This window comes from Arthrobacter koreensis (assembly GCF_009193255.1).
Classification (GTDB): Bacteria; Actinomycetota; Actinomycetes; order Actinomycetales; family Micrococcaceae; genus Arthrobacter_B; species Arthrobacter_B koreensis.
The window spans coordinates 1,120,323-1,137,716 of sequence record NZ_WACG01000001.1; the positions used below are offsets into that span (position 1 = coordinate 1,120,323).

17 protein-coding genes are annotated in these 17,394 nt (G+C 68.3%); 5 read left to right on the forward strand and 12 right to left on the reverse strand.

Annotated features, from left to right (window positions below; all coding sequences use genetic code 11):
- The first annotated feature begins 63 nt into the window (after positions 1-63).
- A complete protein-coding gene (locus GD628_RS05305; protein WP_152274034.1) occupies positions 64-462 on the forward strand; it encodes a phage holin family protein in 399 nt (132 codons plus the stop codon).
- Here GD628_RS05305 and GD628_RS05310 read toward each other — a convergent pair.
- Both GD628_RS05310 and GD628_RS05315 read right to left on the reverse strand, forming a co-directional pair.
- The gene (locus GD628_RS05310) at positions 459-1,805 is read right to left on the reverse strand and encodes a hypothetical protein (protein ID WP_152274035.1); all 1,347 of its coding nucleotides are present in this window, start codon (positions 1,803-1,805) and stop codon (positions 459-461) included. The genes GD628_RS05305 and GD628_RS05310 overlap by 4 nt on opposite strands.
- The gene (locus GD628_RS05315; protein WP_091601013.1) at positions 1,802-2,077 is read right to left on the reverse strand and encodes a hypothetical protein; all 276 of its coding nucleotides are present in this window, start codon (positions 2,075-2,077) and stop codon (positions 1,802-1,804) included. Before GD628_RS05315 ends, GD628_RS05310 begins: the two co-directional genes overlap by 4 nt.
- A 229-nt stretch (positions 2,078-2,306) precedes the next feature.
- Here GD628_RS05315 and purB point away from each other — a divergent pair, with 229 nt between their 5' ends.
- Complete coding sequence (purB, locus tag GD628_RS05320; RefSeq protein ID WP_152274036.1) at positions 2,307-3,731, forward strand: adenylosuccinate lyase; 1,425 nt, start codon at positions 2,307-2,309, stop codon at positions 3,729-3,731.
- A gap of 73 nt (positions 3,732-3,804) precedes the next feature.
- On the opposite strand, the gene rlmN is transcribed toward purB, so the two are convergent.
- A complete protein-coding gene (rlmN, locus tag GD628_RS05325) occupies positions 3,805-5,031 on the reverse strand; it encodes a dual-specificity RNA methyltransferase RlmN (RefSeq protein WP_152274037.1) in 1,227 nt (408 codons plus the stop codon).
- A gap of 130 nt (positions 5,032-5,161) precedes the next feature.
- Here rlmN and GD628_RS05330 point away from each other — a divergent pair, with 130 nt between their 5' ends.
- Positions 5,162-5,680 carry a GNAT family N-acetyltransferase gene (locus tag GD628_RS05330; RefSeq protein WP_091601007.1) on the forward strand — a complete coding sequence of 173 codons (519 nt, stop codon included), beginning with the start codon at positions 5,162-5,164 and terminating at the stop codon, positions 5,678-5,680.
- Here GD628_RS05330 and GD628_RS05335 read toward each other — a convergent pair.
- Both GD628_RS05335 and GD628_RS05340 read right to left on the reverse strand, forming a co-directional pair.
- A complete protein-coding gene (locus tag GD628_RS05335; RefSeq protein ID WP_152274038.1) occupies positions 5,677-6,492 on the reverse strand; it encodes a DUF1295 domain-containing protein in 816 nt (271 codons plus the stop codon). The two genes, GD628_RS05330 and GD628_RS05335, sit on opposite strands and share 4 nt — an antisense overlap.
- A gap of 83 nt (positions 6,493-6,575) precedes the next feature.
- The gene (locus tag GD628_RS05340) at positions 6,576-7,046 is read right to left on the reverse strand and encodes a nucleoside deaminase (protein WP_091601003.1); all 471 of its coding nucleotides are present in this window, start codon (positions 7,044-7,046) and stop codon (positions 6,576-6,578) included.
- A 175-nt stretch (positions 7,047-7,221) separates the two neighbouring features.
- Here GD628_RS05340 and GD628_RS05345 point away from each other — a divergent pair, with 175 nt between their 5' ends.
- The gene (locus tag GD628_RS05345; protein WP_152274039.1) at positions 7,222-8,037 is read left to right on the forward strand and encodes an SMP-30/gluconolactonase/LRE family protein; all 816 of its coding nucleotides are present in this window, start codon (positions 7,222-7,224) and stop codon (positions 8,035-8,037) included.
- Here GD628_RS05345 and GD628_RS05350 read toward each other — a convergent pair.
- The gene (locus GD628_RS05350) at positions 8,034-9,272 is read right to left on the reverse strand and encodes an MFS transporter (protein ID WP_152274040.1); all 1,239 of its coding nucleotides are present in this window, start codon (positions 9,270-9,272) and stop codon (positions 8,034-8,036) included. The two genes, GD628_RS05345 and GD628_RS05350, sit on opposite strands and share 4 nt — an antisense overlap.
- Before the next feature lie 106 nt (positions 9,273-9,378).
- Complete coding sequence (locus GD628_RS05355) at positions 9,379-10,551, reverse strand: MFS transporter (protein ID WP_226802342.1); 1,173 nt, start codon at positions 10,549-10,551, stop codon at positions 9,379-9,381.
- Between the two features lie 85 nt (positions 10,552-10,636).
- On the opposite strand from GD628_RS05355, the gene GD628_RS05360 reads away from it, so the two are divergent.
- On the forward strand, positions 10,637-11,206 hold the full coding sequence (locus GD628_RS05360) for a TetR/AcrR family transcriptional regulator (protein ID WP_152274041.1): 570 nt from the start codon (positions 10,637-10,639) through the stop codon (positions 11,204-11,206).
- 85 nt (positions 11,207-11,291) lie between these two features.
- On the opposite strand, the gene GD628_RS05365 is transcribed toward GD628_RS05360, so the two are convergent.
- The 5 genes from GD628_RS05365 to GD628_RS05385 form a co-directional block, all read right to left on the reverse strand.
- Complete coding sequence (locus GD628_RS05365) at positions 11,292-12,815, reverse strand: GMC family oxidoreductase (protein WP_152274042.1); 1,524 nt, start codon at positions 12,813-12,815, stop codon at positions 11,292-11,294.
- A 43-nt stretch (positions 12,816-12,858) separates the two neighbouring features.
- Positions 12,859-14,283, reverse strand: a complete 1,425-nt coding sequence (locus tag GD628_RS05370) for an aldehyde dehydrogenase family protein (RefSeq protein ID WP_152274043.1) — start codon at positions 14,281-14,283, stop codon at positions 12,859-12,861.
- Between the two features lie 110 nt (positions 14,284-14,393).
- A complete protein-coding gene (locus GD628_RS05375) occupies positions 14,394-15,350 on the reverse strand; it encodes an AraC-like ligand-binding domain-containing protein (protein ID WP_091600991.1) in 957 nt (318 codons plus the stop codon).
- Positions 15,351-15,476: 126 nt separating this feature from the next.
- On the reverse strand, positions 15,477-16,502 hold the full coding sequence (locus GD628_RS05380) for an NAD(P)-dependent alcohol dehydrogenase (protein WP_226802343.1): 1,026 nt from the start codon (positions 16,500-16,502) through the stop codon (positions 15,477-15,479).
- Complete coding sequence (locus GD628_RS05385; RefSeq protein WP_193313199.1) at positions 16,499-17,392, reverse strand: carbohydrate ABC transporter permease; 894 nt, start codon at positions 17,390-17,392, stop codon at positions 16,499-16,501. The genes GD628_RS05380 and GD628_RS05385 overlap by 4 nt, the downstream gene beginning before the upstream one ends.
- Positions 17,393-17,394: the final 2 nt, after the last annotated feature.

Consider the following 17,394-nt stretch of genomic DNA (forward strand, 5'->3'; position numbering starts at 1 on the left):
TGCTCTCCGGGCCGAATCGCTGCAGGGCTTTGGCCGCGCCGGCGGCTGTGCCAGCATTAGGGCATGCGCCTAGTGCTGAGAGTCCTCATCAACGCCCTCGCCCTATGGGTTGCCGCGTGGGCACTGCCCGGGATCACCGTAGGGGAAGCCGGTGCACCGGCTACCGGCAACACCACCTTCGACATTGTGCTGGCATACCTCTTCATCGGCCTGGTGTTCGGAGTCGTGAACGCCCTGGTGCGTCCCATCGTCCGGCTGCTCGCCCTTCCGCTGACCATCCTGACCCTTGGCCTGTTCACGGTGATCATCAATGCGGCCATGCTGATGCTCACTGCGTGGCTCACCAGCTTCACTCCGGTGCATTTCGAGATTGATTCATTCTTCTGGACGGCAATCTTCGCCTCGATCATCATCTCCCTGGTCTCGCTGGTGGCCGGTTCACTGGCGGGCACCCGCCGCTAATCCCTGCCGGGAGGCACCCTGCGGGGCGCCGCGGGACTGGGCTCCGGCGCTTTCGGCACTACCTGCAGGGCCGGCCGGCGTTCCCTGCGCCGGAAGCGGTAGAGCTCCCGGGACGCGGTGCTTCCCGCACCCACCACAGCGCCCGCGCCCGCCAGGGATGCGCGGAGCGATGGGTCTGCGCTGCCGTCCGCAACCTCGGCTCCCTCCAGATAGACGGGCAGTTTGTGGGCCGGGCCCAGTCCGCTGTCTCCAGCCACCGGGGCGTCGCCGGTGAGGGTCAGGGTCACGCGGTTAAATGCGTCGGGGTTGGACGTGCCGTCCGCTCCCGGCACCCAGTCCTGCGCATGTTCAAGGTGCAGGGCCTGGACCTCCCGCGGGATCGCGGCATCACCGGCCGGGGCACCCGCGGTCAGGACGTAACGGACATCCAGCCCCTCCGTTTCCCGCAGGTAGCCGGCCGTGTTGGCAGCATGGATGCCGCCCTGGCTGTAGCCCACGAGGATCACGGAGTCTCCCGCTTCCGCTTTGGCCTGCCGCAGTGCCTCTGCCACGGCCGCAGCGACAAACCGGCTTTCTGCTGCCCGGCCCTCGGCGTTGCCGTAGTTGTCGAACGGGTTGTCCCCCGCGGCCCCTGAACCCGGCTGCGTTCCCGGGATTGTCACCACGAAAACCTGCCCCGGGCCTGCGCTTCCGTCCGTTGTTTCCAGGCGCAGCACCTCCACCACACCGGGGTCATCCTCCCGCAGCAGCACGGCGCTCCGCTCCAGCAGTCCAGCTGCGGTTCCGGAAACCTGGACCGTTTCGGCCGTGCCGTCCGCCGCCCGGACCCGCTCCACCTCGATTTCCCGCAGGGCGCTCCGCCCGCCCAGCATCCCTGCCAGCGCCAGGAGTGCGGGAGTGTCCACGAGCCGCAGCGGCAGGGACTCCACCCAGCGCAGCTTCGGAAATCCGCCGGGGCCGGCATCCAGGAACGCGAGTCCCGCGGGCAGCAGCCCGGGCAGCCCGCCAAGGCGTTCGGCACGCCCCTCCGCATCCCGGTAGTTGGCTGCCGCAGTCCGCAGCCCGGAGGCCGCTTCCTCGGCTGCCTGAATGCACGCGCGCAGCAGGAAGACAGCACGGTCAAGTTCCACCCTGGCTGTTTCGGCTGCGGAGGCAGGCTGCGTCCGGTTCCAGGCAGCCTCCTCCCCACAGACCCGCTGCAGGCCGGCGCCAATGTCCCGCAAGGTTCCGGCGATGGCCTCAAGGCGCCCGGCGCGGATCTCCAGCGCGTCGAACTCCACGAGGATGCTGTTCTGCCCGCCCCGGACCTGGTACGCCGGCGGCAGCGGACACGTGCCGCTCATTCCAGCCACCCCTGTTCTTCGAACTGTTCAGCAGCGGAAACAGCACGCCGGGCAGATGCTGCCCGCTCCAGGGCCTCCAGGCAGACCCCCAATTCAAGGGCCAGCCGGTAAACCCGGTCACGGAATGCCGCGCCGGCCGCAGACCTCCACTGCTCCTCATCCCCGTTCCCCAATTCACGCTGCAGGCGGCGCAGCTCCGCCGCATGCTGCTCGAGCAGCTCCGCCGTTTCCCCTGCCCTGAGCGCCTGGGCCGCTGCGTCCCCGCCTGTCACGTGTTTTCCTGCCTGTCCTGCCGGCCGTTCATGCCGCCGCCGAATTGGTTCCGGGGCGGACCGGCGGTCCTGTTCCGCCGGGAAGCCAACTCTAGGCAGCCGCGGGCCTGCCGCCGTCGTCCGCTCCCCTGCCGGGGAAACCGGCACTCGTTCGGATCATTGTGGAGGGCAGCTGGAGCGCCCTGTCACGGAATCGGCTCCGGCGCGGGACCATGGAAGAATTGGCCCCATGGCCGATTCTTCTTCCGCTCCCCGCGTGTCCCTTGCCGCCGTGACCCCCGCAATCGCACTGGGTCCCCTGGACGGCCGGTACCGCTCCGCCACCGCACCGCTGGTTGACTACCTCTCCGAAGCTGCGCTGAACCGCGACCGTACGCACGTTGAGGTCGAGTGGCTGATCCACCTCACCTCCAACGCCGTGCTCCCGGGCACCTCGCCGCTGTCCGCCGAGCAGCAGGCACAGCTGCGCGAAATCGTCTCCGGATTCGACGGCAACTCCGTCAACGAGCTGGCGGAGATCGAGCAGGTCACCGTCCACGACGTGAAGGCCGTTGAGTACTACATTGGCCGCCGGCTGGCCGCGATAGGCATCGAGAACCTCACCGCGCTGGTGCACTTCGGCTGCACCTCGGAAGACATCAACAACCTCTCCTACGCCCTGGGTGTCAAGGGTGCCGTGGAGAACGTCTGGCTGCCGGCGGCCCGGAAGATGGTGGCCCAGATCGCCGCCATGGCAGAGGCAACCCGTGCCGTTCCGATGCTCTCCCGCACGCACGGCCAGCCCGCCACTCCCACCACCCTGGGCAAGGAACTGGCCGTCACGGTGCACCGCCTGACCCGCCAGCTGAACCACGTTGCCGGCACCGAGTTCCTGGGCAAGATCAACGGCGCCACCGGCACCTACGCCGCGCACTACGCCTCCGTCCCGAACGCCGACTGGCAGCAGGTGGCAAAGTCCTTCGTCGAGGGTCTCGGCCTGACCTGGAACCCGCTCACCACCCAGATCGAGTCGCATGACTGGCAGGCGGAGCTCTACGCGGACATGGCCCGCTTCAACCGGATCCTGCACAACTTCTGCACGGATGTCTGGAGCTACATCTCCATCGGCTACTTCGCCCAGGTCCCCGTTGCCGGCGCCACCGGCTCCTCCACCATGCCGCACAAGGTGAACCCGATCCGCTTCGAGAACGCCGAAGCGAACCTTGAAATCTCCAACGGCCTGCTGGACACCCTGGCCTCCACGCTGGTTACTTCCCGCTGGCAGCGCGACCTTACGGACTCCTCCTCGCAGCGGAACATCGGCGTCGCGTTCGGGCACTCGCTGCTGGCGATCTCCAACGTTGCCAAGGGCCTGGAGCGCCTGAACGTTGCCGAAGACGTGCTGGCCGCGGACCTGGACACCAACTGGGAGGTCCTTGGCGAAGCGATCCAGATGGTCATGCGCGCCGAGGCCATCGCCGGAGCACCGGGCATGGAAAACCCGTACGAGCGGCTCAAGGAGCTCACCCGCGGACACCGCGTGGACGCCGAGCGCATGAAGGAGTTCGTCTCCGGCCTGGGCCTGCCGGCCGAAGCCGAAGCACGCCTGCTCGCCCTCACCCCGGCCAGGTACATCGGCATCGCCGAGGACCTGGTGGACCACCTGCAGAAGTAGGACCCCACAGACAAACGACGGCGGGAGGCCGGGTTCGCGAACCCGGCCTCCCGCCGTCATTGTTCAGGGGTTCTTAGTCCGCCGCAGCCAGCTGGCCGCAGGCGCCGTCGATTTCCTTGCCGCGGGTGTCGCGGACCGTGGTGGGAACGCCGGCGTCGATCAGGGTGTCGATGAACTCCTGGATCACCTCGGGTTCCGGGGAGGTCCAGATGGAGCCCGGGGTGGGGTTCAGCGGAATAGGGTTCACGTGGACCCAGCCGCGGCCGCGCGAGTTGAGCTTCTTCGCCAGCAGCGCCGCCCGCCACGGGTGGTCGTTCATGTCCTTGATCAGCGCGTACTCGATGGAGACCCGGCGGCCGGTGGTGCGGTAGTAGTGGTAAGCGGCGTCGAGCGCCTCGTCCACCTTCCAGCGGCTGTTGACCGGAATCAGGTCATCACGCAGCTCGTCGTCCGGTGCGTGCAGGCTCAGCGCGAAAGTGACCGGAATGTTCTCCTCGGCCAGCTTCTTGATCGCCGGCACCAGGCCCACGGTGGAGACCGTGATGTTGCGGGCGCTCATGCCCAGGCCCTCGGGAGCCTCGGCCGCCATGCGGTGCACGGCGTTCATCACGCGCTTGTAGTTGGCCAGCGGTTCGCCCATGCCCATGAAGACAATGTTGGTGACGCGCTCGGCGTCGTGCCCGCCGTCGCGGCGCTTGCCGCCCAGGCCGCCCTCGGCGATGACCCGGTTCGCTTGGACAATCTGGTCCAGGATTTCCGCGGTGGACATGTTGCGGGTCAGCCCGGCCTGACCGGTGGCGCAGAACGGGCAGTTCATGCCGCAGCCGCACTGGCTGGACACACAGAGCGTGATCCGGCCCGGGTAGCGCATCAGCACCGACTCGACGAGCGAACCGTCGAATAGCCGCCACAGGAACTTGATGGTGTCACCGTTGTCCGTGGTGAGGCGCTTCACCTCGGTGAGCAGGGTAGGGAACATCTCCTTGACCAGCTCATCGCGGCGCTCCTTGGGGAGGTCGCTCATTTTCTCGGGATCGGTGGTGTAGTGCTGGAAGTAGTGCACCGAGAGCTGCTTGGCGCGGAATCCGGGCAGCCCCAGGGACTTGAGCTTCTCCTGCCGTTCGGCAAGCGTCAGGTCAGCGAGGTGCTCCGGGGGCTGGGAAACCCGCGGGGACTTGAACTGCAGCAGGGGCCGGCCGTCGGGCTCCTTGGCCTGCTCCCAGCCTTCGGTTGCGGGACGCACCTGCGGCTTGTCGCCGGGTACGCTCAGGGCAGCTGGGGAAGTTTTGGGGGAAGTCATCCCTTCCATTTTGACATGTATTGGAAAATCGTGTTTTTGGCTTAGCCCAGTTCTCACACAGCGGAAACACGGGCGAAATCCGGGCTTCGTAGATTGAGGTGAACCAGTTCCGCAGGCCCAGGAGGTTCACGTGTTCCCGCTACCCCCGAACCTCTATATCCGGGAGGTGCCCTGGTCCAACCCGGTGGGCACTGACCTGCGGAGGGCGCAGCAGGCCGAGCTGGACTCCCGCTACGGAAGCCCGGACCATGACCCGTCCCCGCCTACCGAAGCGGACACGGCGGTGTTCGTGATCGCCTACGAACGAAGTTCGGGGCAGCCGCTGGGGTGTGGGGGGCTCCGGCGGCTGGACTGTTCCACGGCCGAGGTGAAGCGGATCTACGTGCTGCCGTACGCCCGCGGGTCAGGCGTGGCGACGGCAATCCTCTCTTCCCTGGAGTTCCGTGCCCGCGCCGCCGGGTTCGGTGCCGTCACCGCGGAGGCAGGCTCGGCCCAGTCCGACGGGAAGCGGTTCTATGCCCAGGCCGGCTATGCCGAGGTGCCGAACTTCGGCCCGTACAAGGACCTGCCGTATTCAACGTGCTTTGCCAAGGTGATTGAACCCGGGGTGCGTTCCACTGAGCTGAGCGCTTCCTTCAAGGTGTCCTAGCCGGCTTCGAGGGGACGGGAGGAACCGCGCTGAGGCAGCGGAATGATGGGTGAGGTCCGCCGCTGGTACTCGGCGTAGGCAGGGTACCGGCTGGCCGAGATACTTTCCGTGAACACCGTGGAGCCGGCGAAAAGCAGGGTCAGCAGCACGGGTCCGGCCAGGGTCCAGTGCAGCCAGGAACCGGAGGCAGTGACGGCGAATCCGTAGAACAGCCACCATTGGGCCTGTTCAAAGAAGAAGTTTGGGTGGCGCGAATAGCGGAACAGCCCGGTCTGCACAAAGCCCTGCCCGGCTTCCCTTCCGGGAGCACGCTTTTTTAGCTGCTGGTAGCTCCACTGCTGCTGGTCCGCAGTGGCTTCCCCCGCCAGCGCTGCCACGAACAGGGCAGCGAGCGCCCAGTCCCAGGCTCCCAGCGGTCCCGGATTCTGGAACACCGTCAGCGCCGGAAGCGTGATCAGCCAGATGATTACGTTCTGGTAGATGCTGATGAATCCCAGGTTGAACAACTGGAACTGCCACGGCCGCAGCCTGCCGCGCAGGATCGCCCACCGGTAGTCTTCCCCACCGGGCGCGTAGCCTCCCTTGCGGGCGAAGTTGAAGGTCAGCCTCGCGCCCCACAGGGTCACCAGCACTGCCATGAGCACCAGCCGCGGTTCCATGTCCGACGCCGCTGCGAACACCCAGACGTACGCCACGGGGACGATCGACCAGATTCGGTCCGTCCACGAGTACTCCCGCGTGATCAGGGACAGGATCCACGTTGCGGCGGTGACCACAACGAAAATCCACAGACACACAAGAACCGGGTCCATTCTTGGAGGATACGGCTCCTGCAGCCCGGGCGGGACCCCCGGACGGCCTGACGGACGCCGGAGGCCCTGACCCGGCGCCGGACTTAGTAGTCGATGCGCGACGCCGCTGCGGTCCAGGCGTCAAACGGCGCGTTGCGGGTCTCCCCGGAGAGCTGGCTCACGGGCATTGACCGCTTTTCGACGGGAGTTTCGAAGTACTCGTAGAAGAGGGCGTCGTCGAAGCCCGCTGCGGCGGCGTCGTGCCGGTCCGCAGCGTAGACCACCCGGTCGATGCGCGCCCACAGCGCCGAGGCCAGGCACATGGGGCACGGCTCGCAGCTCGTGTAGAGCACGGCACCGCTGAGGTCGAAGGTTTTCAGGGCTGCGCACGCGTTGCGGATGGCCGTGACTTCCGCGTGCGCGGTGGGATCATTGTTGGCGGTAACCCGGTTGACGCCGTCGAACGCCTGTCCGTCCGCGGTAACGATGACGGCGCCGAACGGCCCTCCGCTGTCTGCAACGTTGGCTGTGGCCAGCTCGATGGCCCGGGAAAGATATGCGGCGTCTGAATTCATGGGAACTGCCCCCTGCGATCAAGGCCCCGGCGGTCTCTCCGGCCGGGAAATGCCAGGTAGTTAGCACCGGCCGGTGCCCGCCTTCGCAGAACTGAGATTAGCACCACGCCCGCCGGCCGGCGCAGGCGGGTCCGGTAGATTACTCCAACACGTGCAACTCCCCGGAAAGGCAGGCATGGACCAGACGATGTGGACACCGGTCAGCACGCACGCACTTCAGCTCGGCGAAGGGCTGCGTCGCACGGCCGGCGGTGCCCGGTGGGTGGACCTCGTGAACGGGGAGCTTTATGCGTGGGAGCCGGGGAGTGACGTTCCCGTGCTCACCCACAGCCTTCCGCAGCCGTTGGGTTTTGCCGAGGAGGATGCAGCGGGGCGGCTGATCGGCGCTGCGGGCACCGGCATCGTCGAGCTGCTGCCCGACGGCACGGCGGTTCCGCTGGCGGACACGGACCTGGACCCGGCACGCTACCGCGTCAACGACGGCGCTTTTGCGCCGGACGGGTCCCTCTGGTTCGGCACCATGGTGCACGACGGCTCGGAGCCCGACGGCGCCCTCTGGCGCTGGGACCCGGTGGGCGGCGGCGTCGTGCGCCTGCGCAGCGGCATCCCCATTCCCAACGGGCCGGTGTTTCTGCCGGACGGGCACGGCGTGCTGGTGTCCGATACCGATGATGGGGTCATCCTCCGGACAACGACGGCGGACCCCGGCGCTGCGGAGGTCTTCGCCCGGGTGCCCGAGGGGAACCCGGACGGGATGCATGTGGACCCTTACGGCCGGATCTGGAGTGCGGTATGGGGCGCGTCGCGACTGGACGTCTACTCCGGCGACGGCGAACGGCTCGCGTCCGTGCCCGTACCGGCCCGGCAGCCCACCAGCGTGCTGGTGCTCGGCGACCGGGTGCTGGTCACCAGCGCCGCCACGGGCCTCTCCGATCCTGGTCCGCTGGACGGCTACACCCTCACGGCCTCCCTGTCCGAGCTGCTGGCCTAATCCCGGCGGGCACCGCCGACGAACCTGGCGCGTCCGGCCAGGAAGCCCATGCCCGCCGCCGCGGCTCCCACCAGCAGGAACATCACCGCTGCGGGTGTGAAGGAACCGGAGGCCGTGTGCAGGATGCCCACGAGCAGGGTTCCGGAGGAGCCCACACCGTACCCGACGCACTGCATCATGCCGGAGACGCGGGCCGCGGTGTCGGCGTCGTGGGTGCGCAGCACGATCATGGTCAGCGCCAGCGCGGTGAGGCTGCCCTGCCCGACGCCAAGCATCACCGCCCAGAGCCACACCAGCTCCAGGGGGCCAAGGATGGTGAGGGCGAAGCCGGCGCCCGTGAGAAGCGCGATGAAGGCATTGAGCCAGGCCTGGCTGCGCAGCCGCGCTGCCAGCGGAGGTGCGAGGAAGGAACCGAGGACCTGCACCACGATCGAGCCGGCCACCACGTAGCCGGCGGCGGCTCCGTCGATGCCGCGTTCGCGCAGGATCGGGGCCAGCCACGCGAAGACACTGAAGGACGTCATGGCCTGCAGGGCCATAAAACCCGTGATCTGCCAGGCGAGGGCTGAGCGCCAGACCGAGGGACCGGCGTCGGCTGCGCTGTCCGCCGGGGTGCGGCCGCGCCGCAGGGCCAGCGGCGCGAACAGAACCACGACGAGCGCCGCCGGCAGGGTCCAGAACGCCAGTGCGTCCTGCCAGGAGCCGGTGGCCTGCAGCAGGGGCTGGGTGAATCCGGCGCCGAGCGCGGCGGCAGCGCAGATCGAGCCTGTGTACAGGCCGCTCATCAGGCCCAGCCGGTGCTGGAAATCGCGCTTGACCAGGGTCGGCAGCAGGACGTTGACGACGCCGATGCCAGCACCGGCGGCGATGGTCCCGGCGGCCATGGCGGTGAAGTCGCCGGTGCCGCGGACGGCGAGTCCTGCGGTCAGGACCACCATCGCGGCGAGGATAGTGCGTTCGATGCCCACCTTACGGGCCAGCACGGGCGCCGCCGGGGCCGCCAGGCCCAGTAACAGCACCGGACCGGTGGTGAGCACGCTGACCAGAGCCGCGGGCATGCCGGAGGCCGCGGTGAGCTCGGGCAGGATGGCGGAGAAGCTGGAGAAGACAGTGCGCAGGTTCAGGCCGATGAGCACAATGCAGACGGCCAGCAGGATGCCGGCGCGGCTCCGGGACGGGCCCTGCGGCGGGGCTGCCTGCTCCGGTGCCTGGACGGCTGTGACGGTATTGCCCATGGTGTCCTCTCCCCGAGGACCAGCCCCGTACGTTCGCAGGACTACGCTACGAGCAACCCTGTGGCCGGACCAAACCCTCCCCTCGAGAGGCCAGTTACGGCTCCTTTCAGCGCTGTAATGAGCCGTAACTGGCCTCTCGGTGGGAAGCCGGGGACGCTTTCCCGCGGATCCAGGCGGGAAGGACGGCGAGGACCCCGACGGCGGCCGCCAGGCCGAACGCGGGCAGCGGCGCCTGCGGCTGGAGCAGTGCACCCAGGCCTACGGATCCGGCGGCCTGGCCAACGGCGAGCGCAATAAAGAGGAATACGGTCCCCGCGGCGCCCTGTTCCGGAAGGGTCCGAACCGCCCACACGATCAGCACGCCGCTCAGGGCGATGTAGCTGGCGCCAAAGACCGCGGCCGACGCATAGCCCGCCGCAGGGACTGCCGGACCCGCCGCCAGAAGGAGGGTAGCGCCGGACATCAGCAGCGCCGTCGTGGTCCACGCCGTCCGCAGGCTCCATGCCTGCACAATGCTCCCGGCTGCGGCACCCAGCACCCCGAACCCGCCCAGCACCATCCAGGCAGCAATCGAGTACAGCTCATCCTCGGTACCGGAGGCCAGGACGGTGCGGCCGAACGTCCAGACCGCGGCGCTCGACGCTCCCGCCAGGCCCGCGGCGATCAACGGGCGGCGCAGCAGCGCCAGTTCACGCAGGCCAGGCATCCGGGGCGCAGCAGATTCCCCCCGCTCCGGGAGTGCGCGCTTCCGGTCGGAGGCGAGCGTCGCAGCGGTCGCCAGGATGACGACGGCGCCAATCACCGCCCAGCCCAACCTCCATTGCCCTGCCACCAGGATGAGCAGCACCCCGGCCGCCACCAGACCGGCGCCCGTCCCCGAATTGACGATGGCCTGGGCGTTTTCCTGCCGCCGGGCCGCCACGTTGGATTCGATCAGGCTCACGAGCCCCGGGGTCGCAAAGCCCGCCCCGGCCCCGGCGAGGACCACCGCGCCTGCGAGGACTCCCGCATTCGGGGCAGCGGCCACTCCGGCGGACCCGAGCGCTGCAGTGATCCCGGCCAGCAGCACCACCACGCGGGTCCGTGTTCCCAGCCGGGCCGCGAGCAAGGCGGCTACGCAGTAGGAGAGGAAACTTCCGGCCTGGATCATCCCGGACAGACCGGGGCCCATCTCGAAATCCTCGGCGAAGCGCGGCAGGAACAGCCCGTACCCGAACCGGGCCAGCCCGTAGGTAGCCGCGATCAGGGTCAGGCCACTGAATACCAGCTTCCACTGCACTGCGGGCTCCCGCCTTTCGAATCAGAACGATCGTTACAGTCAAACAGAACTATCGTTATGGAACAAGGCTGGCTAGAGTTGGCGCATGACCACCGGCCAGAAAGTCCCGGCCCGCGAGCGGCTGCTCGCGGCAGCGGAAGAAGTGTTCTTCGACCGAGGCATCCGTGCCACGGGCGTGGACGAGGTGCTCAGCACCGCCAAGGTGTCCGCCGCCAGCCTCTACACGCATTTCGGCAGCAAGGACGGTCTCGTTGCGGAGGCCCTGCGCGTCCGGCTCGCCGAGTGGCAGTCCGTGTGGGACGAGTGCGCAGTGAGGGCCGGCAACGACCTGGAACGGCTGCTGTCCGTCTTCGATGCACTGGCCGCCTTCCGTGCCCGGCAACCGGCGGCCCGGTGGTGCGCCTTCCTCTCCACTGCCACGGAGCTCCCGGACGCCGGGGATGAAATCGCCGCCGTCCTCGCCGCTGATACCGCTTTGCTGACCGAGAGGCTGCGGCACTTTGCCAAGCCGCTGGCCGGCGACCGTGCCGCGAACCTGGCGGACGACGTCGTACTGGCCTACAACGGGGCCCTGGCCGCGTACCTGCGCGGGTATCCGGCGGACCCGGTGGAGGCCGGCCGGCGGGTGGCGGCCGCCTCAGCGGCTGCCTACTAGCCCGCCCCGCCCAGCCCATCGAGATGACAGAAACTGCCCGTATGAGCGCTCATACGGGCAGTTTCTGTGATCTCGATTTGAAGGCTTACCCCAGGATCATCCCGGCGGCGCGCTCGGCGATCATCACCGTGGGGGCGTTGGTGTTGCCGGTGGGGACCATCGGCATGACTGAAGCGTCGGCGATCCGGATGCCGGCCAGCCCGCGCACGGTCAGATCCGAGGGGTCGACCACGGCCAGCTCATCAGTGCCCATCCGGCAGGTGCCCACCTGGTGGTGGTAGGTGACCACGGAGTCGCGGACGTACTGGGCCAGATCCTCGTCGCTGTCTGAGACGGCGGGGCCGGGGTGCAGTTCCTTGGGCTCCCAGTTGGCCAGCGCCTCGGACCGGCCGATCTCCCGGCACTGCCGCACCGACGCCACCAGCGCATCGACGTCGGCCTGCTCGGACAGCGCGCCCAGGTCGATCCGCAGCGGGTCCTCCGGAGACGGCCCGGTGAGCGTGATCTCGCCGCGGCTTTCCGGCCGGACCAGGCCGCCAAGCATGGAGAAGCCGTTTGCCGGGCCGGTCATCTCGCCGCCCGCATAGTCCTGCGAGTACATGGGCACGGAGAAGAAGATCGGCTGGGTGTCCGGCACGGGCAGCTCCGGGCGGGACTTGGCGAACAGATGCACTTCCGCCGGGGCAACCTCGCCGTCCGGCACAGGGCGGGCACCGGCGGAGAAGATCACCGGGGCCAGCAGGTGGTCCTGCAGGTTCTTGCCTACTCCGGGAAGGTCCAGGACGGGTTCGACGCCGGCTGCCTCCAGTTCAGCCGCCGGGCCAACGCCGGAACGCAGCAGCAGTTCGGCGGAGTTGATCGCACCGGCGCAGAGGATGGTCTCCCCTGCCTGAACCGTGTGCAGTTCCCCGGCGAGTTCGTACTCGACACCGCGCACCACGCCGTCCTCGACCAGCAGCCGGCGCACGTGGGCACCGGTGACCAGGGTGAGGTTCGGGGAGTCCATGACCGGCTTCAAGTAGGCGTGCCAGGTGTTGAACCGCTTGCCGTCCCGGACGTTCAGCTGCATGCGGGAAACGCCTTCAACGCTGCCGGAGTTGTAGTCCGGGTTGAGTTCCAGGCCAATCTCCTGCGCGCCGGCCAGCATGTCTTCCTGCACAGGGTTGCGGGGGAAGTCCTGGACCACGTCCAGCAGTCCGCCGGTGCCGCGCGTTTCGGAAGCGCCGCCGTCGTAGCTTTCGATCTGCTTGAACACCGGAAGCACATCCTCCCAGGACCAGCCCTCGCAGCCGGCCGCGGCCCAGGAATCGTAGTCCCAGCGGTCTCCGCGCACCCAGATGGAGGCGTTCAGCGCGTGCGATCCGCCCATCACCTTGCCGCGGGGCAGGTGGATGCGGCGCCCGGAGGCTCCGGCCTGCTCCGTGGTGTAGTAATTCCAGTCCTGCGGGCTGTGCCAGAGCGCGCCGAGGGTGTTCAGGTGGGCGATGTCCGGGTTGGTGTCCAGGTCCCCGGCTTCGAGGACGGTGACTTTCCTGCCGGCATCGAGCAGCCGGCGGGCGACGACGTTGCCGGCCGAGCCGGCACCAATGACAATGTATTCGGTTTCCATGGAAGCTTCGTTGCTTTCGTTCGTTCGATCAAATGAGGATGGGTCAGTAGCTGAGGACCTGCGGCGCCCCGAGGGCCTTGAGGCCTTCGACGCCGAATTCGAGGCCGTAGCCGGACTGCTTGGCGCCGCCGAACGGCATCCGCGGGTCCACGGCGCCGTGTTTGTTGATCCACACGGTGCCGGCTTCGATCCGGGCAGCAACGGCGAGGGCCGCGTCCTTGTCCGAGGACCAGACGGAGGCGCCGAGACCGACGTCCAGGGCATTGGCCATGGCAACGGCCTCATCCACGGTGGAGTAGCGGATGATCGGCAGGGCGGGGCCGAACTGTTCCTGCGCCACCAGCGGGTTGTCGTTCTCGATGTCCGCCACCAGCGTGGCGGGGTAGAAGTAGCCTGGCTGGCCCGAGGCCGGGTTGCCGCCGGTGACAATCCGGGCTCCGGCGTCCTTCGCTGCCTGGACCAGGTCCGCAACGATGTTGAACTGGGCCTGGTTCTGCAGCGGGCCCAGGACGTTGTTTTCATCCAGCCCCACACCCATGGGCATGGCGTTCGCGACGCCGGCCAGGGCATCGACGACGGCGTCGTAAATGTCCTCGTGCACGTACAGGCGCTTCAGCGCGGCGCAGGTCTGGCCGGTGTTGATGAAGGCACCCCAGAACAGGTCTTCGGCGATCGCGGCGGGATCGGCGTCGGGCAGCACAATGCCCGCGTCGTTGCCGCCGAGTTCCAGGGTCAGGCGCTTCACGGTGTCCGCCGAGGAGCGGATGATCGCCTTGCCGGTGGCGGTGGAGCCGGTGAACATGACCTTGTTGATGTCCGCGTGTCCGGCCAGGGCTTGGCCCACGTCCCGGCCGCCGGACACCACGTGCAGCACGCCCGCAGGAAGGGCCTGGTTCAGGACGGCGGCCAGCGCCAGGACGGAGAGCGGGGTGTACTCGGAGGGTTTCATGACCACGGTGTTGCCCATCCGCAGGGCTGGGGCCAGCTGCCAGATGCTGATCATCATGGGCCAGTTCCACGGGCCGATCGCGCCCACCACGCCCAGCGGACGGTAATGCAGTTCGGCGCGGCCCCCGTCGTCGTCCACCAGCACCTCGGGTTCCAGCTCGAACGACGCCGTGGCCCGCAGCCAAGCGGCACAGGCACCGACTTCGAAGCGGGCGTTGGGGCCGTTCAGCGGCTTGCCCTGTTCGCGGGAGAGCAGTTCGGCGAGGCCTTCGGCCGCGGCTTCGACGGCGTCGGCGGCCCGCATCAGGTACGCGGAGCGTTCGGTGTGGCCGAGGGCGGCCCATTCCGGCTGGGCCAGGCGGGCGGAGGCTACGGCAGCCTCAAGGTCGGCCAGGGTGTGGACGGGAGCGGCCGCAACCACCTCCCCGGTCGCGGGATCCAGGATGTCCCGGGTTTTCGGGGCTGCCGGGATGGCACCGAGCAGGTCCGAGAAGCTGGTGAGGGATTCGGTGGTGTGCATGATTGCTCCTTTGCAAGCGGCGGGACGGATCGCTTATCCCACTGTGTGCCAGGTCACGCTTTATTGCTTGGCTTTGCGCGTGCGCCAGTTGACTAACCGTGCACGGCTTTTCAGCGGCCAGCGCGGTACGCCGACGGCGACTGCCCGTACGCGGCACGGAAGACCCGGCTGAAGTGCGCCGGATCCGGCAGCCCCCACCGCGCTCCGATCGCCCCCACCGGAACGTCTGCCTGCAGCGGATCCGCGAGGTCCCGGCGGGCACCGTCCAGGCGCCGGGCACGGATCCAGGCTGCGGCTGTGGTGCCGGAGTCCTCGAAAAGCTTGTGCAGACTGCGGACGGAGATGAAGTGGGCGGCCGCAATGTAACCGGGAGAGAGGTCCGGGTTGGCCAGTTGCCCGTCAATGAAGTGCTGAACCCGGCGCAGCAGGCGTTCCTGGCCACCGGCGTCTGCATCCGGAAGGGCGTGCGCCTCGTCGGCGAGCAGGGTGGAGAGCAGGTCTACGGTGTTCATGGCCAGCCGGTGGCCGATCGGGCCGTCCAGCTCCGGCAGCATCCGGCCGATTTGGGTCAGGAAGGGCACGACGGCGCGGCCCAGGCGGTGCCCCCGGCCCAGCCGGACGGCGGTCATCTCCGCCATGTCTTCAGGTGCCAGCCCGAGCAGCTGCTTCGGGAACATCAGGACGAGGGTGGTGAACTGCTCGTGGAACGTCAGGGTGTAGGGCGCGCCGGTGTCATAGATGGCCAGGTCTCCGGGCTCGAGCACGGCTTCCCGGCCGTCCTGGACCAGGATTCCGGTTCCGGAGAGCTGCAGGCTGAGTTTGTAGAACCCGCCGTCCGCCCCGTTGATCAGCTCCGGTGTCCGCTCGACGCAGTGCGGCATGGCGTCCACCTGGACTATGGCCAGCTCGCGCAGCCGGCGTCCGGTCAGGCGCCCGGAGAACGCGGCGGGGCCGGGCTGCACCGGGGTGGCTTCGAGGGGAACGAACGATTCGGAGACGAGTCTCTTCCACTCGGGAAAATTCGATGCGTGGGCTACGTCCGGTGCCGCATCCGCTGGTTTGACCATGCCTGTCCTCCGCACTGAGCCGGCCTGTTTCAGCTGAACCTATCACCCTCGAGAGGCCAGTTACGGCTCGTTTCAGCGCCCATAAGAGCCGTAACTGGCCTCTCGGCGGGGAAGGAACGGAAACTTTTACGGCGTGACGACGGCCTTCAGCGCACCCTCCCGGGCACCGGCAACCAGTGCCGCTTCGACGTCGTCCAGCCCGTGCCGGGACGTGACCAGCCCGTCCAGGTCCACCAGCCCCTGCCCGGCCAGGGAAACCGCGAGCGGCCAGGTGTTGGCGTAGCGGAAGGTGCCGGTGATGCGCAGTTCCCGGCCCTGGACCAGCGGAACCGGCAGGGCGATGGTGTCCGCTCCCATGCCCACCAGGACGCAGCGGCCGCGCGGCGCCAGGCGCTGCATACCGGCGAGGACGGCAGGTTCGGCCCCGGTGGCGTCAATGAACACCTGGTATTCCGGTGCCGGTTCGGGCGCCTCCGCGGCCGTGAAGGTGTGGGCGGCACCGTACCGCCCGGCCACCTCCAGCCGTTCGGCGCGGACGTCAGTCACAGTGACCTCGGCACCGGCCAGCGAGCACACGGCGGAGACCAGCAGGCCGATCGGTCCGGCGCCCGCCACGAGGACCCTGTCCCCCAGCTGCACTTCTCCGGCAGCGCGGGCGGCCAGTGCCACGCTCAGCGGTTCAAGCAGGGCTGCCGAGTCATCGGACAAGCTGTCCGGGACCCGATGCGCGAAGGCGGCCGGATGTACCACGTACTCGGCGAAGGCCCCGTCAACGGGCGGGGTGGCGAAGAACCGCACGTCCGGGTCCAGGTTGTAGTGCCCGGCGAGGGTTTGTTTCGAATAGGGCTGCGGAATGCCGGGTTCAAGCGACACCCGCTGCCCCACCAGGGAGGGGTCGACGCCGTTGCCCGCCGCTTCGATCCGGCCGGAGGCTTCGTGGCCCAGGACCAGCGGCGCCTCAACGACGAAGCTGCCGATCCGGCCCTCGTGGAAATAGTGCGTGTCAGAACCGCAGACACCCACCGAGGCAATCCGAACCAGGACTTCCCCGGGCCCGGGTACCGGCACCGGCCGGTCCTCCTGCCGGAGTTTGCCGGGACCGTCCAGCACGGAAACGGACATCGATGCCGGCACGGAACCGCTGCTGCTCACTTGACTGCTCCCATCGACAGGCCCCGGACCAGCTGCTTCTGCGCCACCCAGCCGGCCAGGACCACCGGCAGGGATGCGAGCACTGAGGCAGCGGAAAGCTGCGCCAGGTAGAGTCCCTCACTGGTCATTTGGGACACCAGGAACACCGGCACCGTGGCGGATTTCGCCGCCGTCAGGTTCAGCGCGAAGAAGAACTCGTTCCAGGCGAAGATGACGCAGATCAGGGCGGTGGCGGCGAGGCCGGGGGCCACCATGGGCATGAGTACCCGCCACAGGGTCTTCAGAAGGCCCGCGCCGTCCATCTGCGCGGCTTCCAGCACCTCGGAGGGCACTTCCTGGAAGAAGGAGCGCATCATCCACACAGCGATGGGAAGGTTCATGGAGGTGTAGAGCACCACCAGCGTCCACACGTTGTCCAGGACCTTCAGCTGTCCGGCAATGACGTAGATCGGCATGATCACGGCCACCACGGGCAGCATCTTCGTGGAGATGAAGAAGAACAGCACATCCTGGGTCCGCTTCACCGGCCGGATGCTCAGCGCGTAGGACGCGGGGACCGCCAGGATGACCACCAGGAGGGTGGAGACGCCGGTGGCGATGACCGAGTTGAGGAAGTACGTCCCGGCGCCGGCGTCCAGCACCGCCCGGTACTGGTCCAGGGTGGGGGTGAAGAAGAACGACGGCGGGTTGGAGGCTGCCGCCGATTCCTGCTTGAAGGAGGTCAGCACCATCCAGAGCACCGGGGAGAAGAACCCGATGGCGATGATCCAGGTGAAGACAGTCAGCAGGGATGCCCCGGCGCGCGGTTTGGGCTTGCGGTTGATGCGCTGCCCGGAGGTGCGTGCAGCGGGGGTGCGTTCGGCCGGAGCCGGCTGTGTCTGGGTGGCCACGG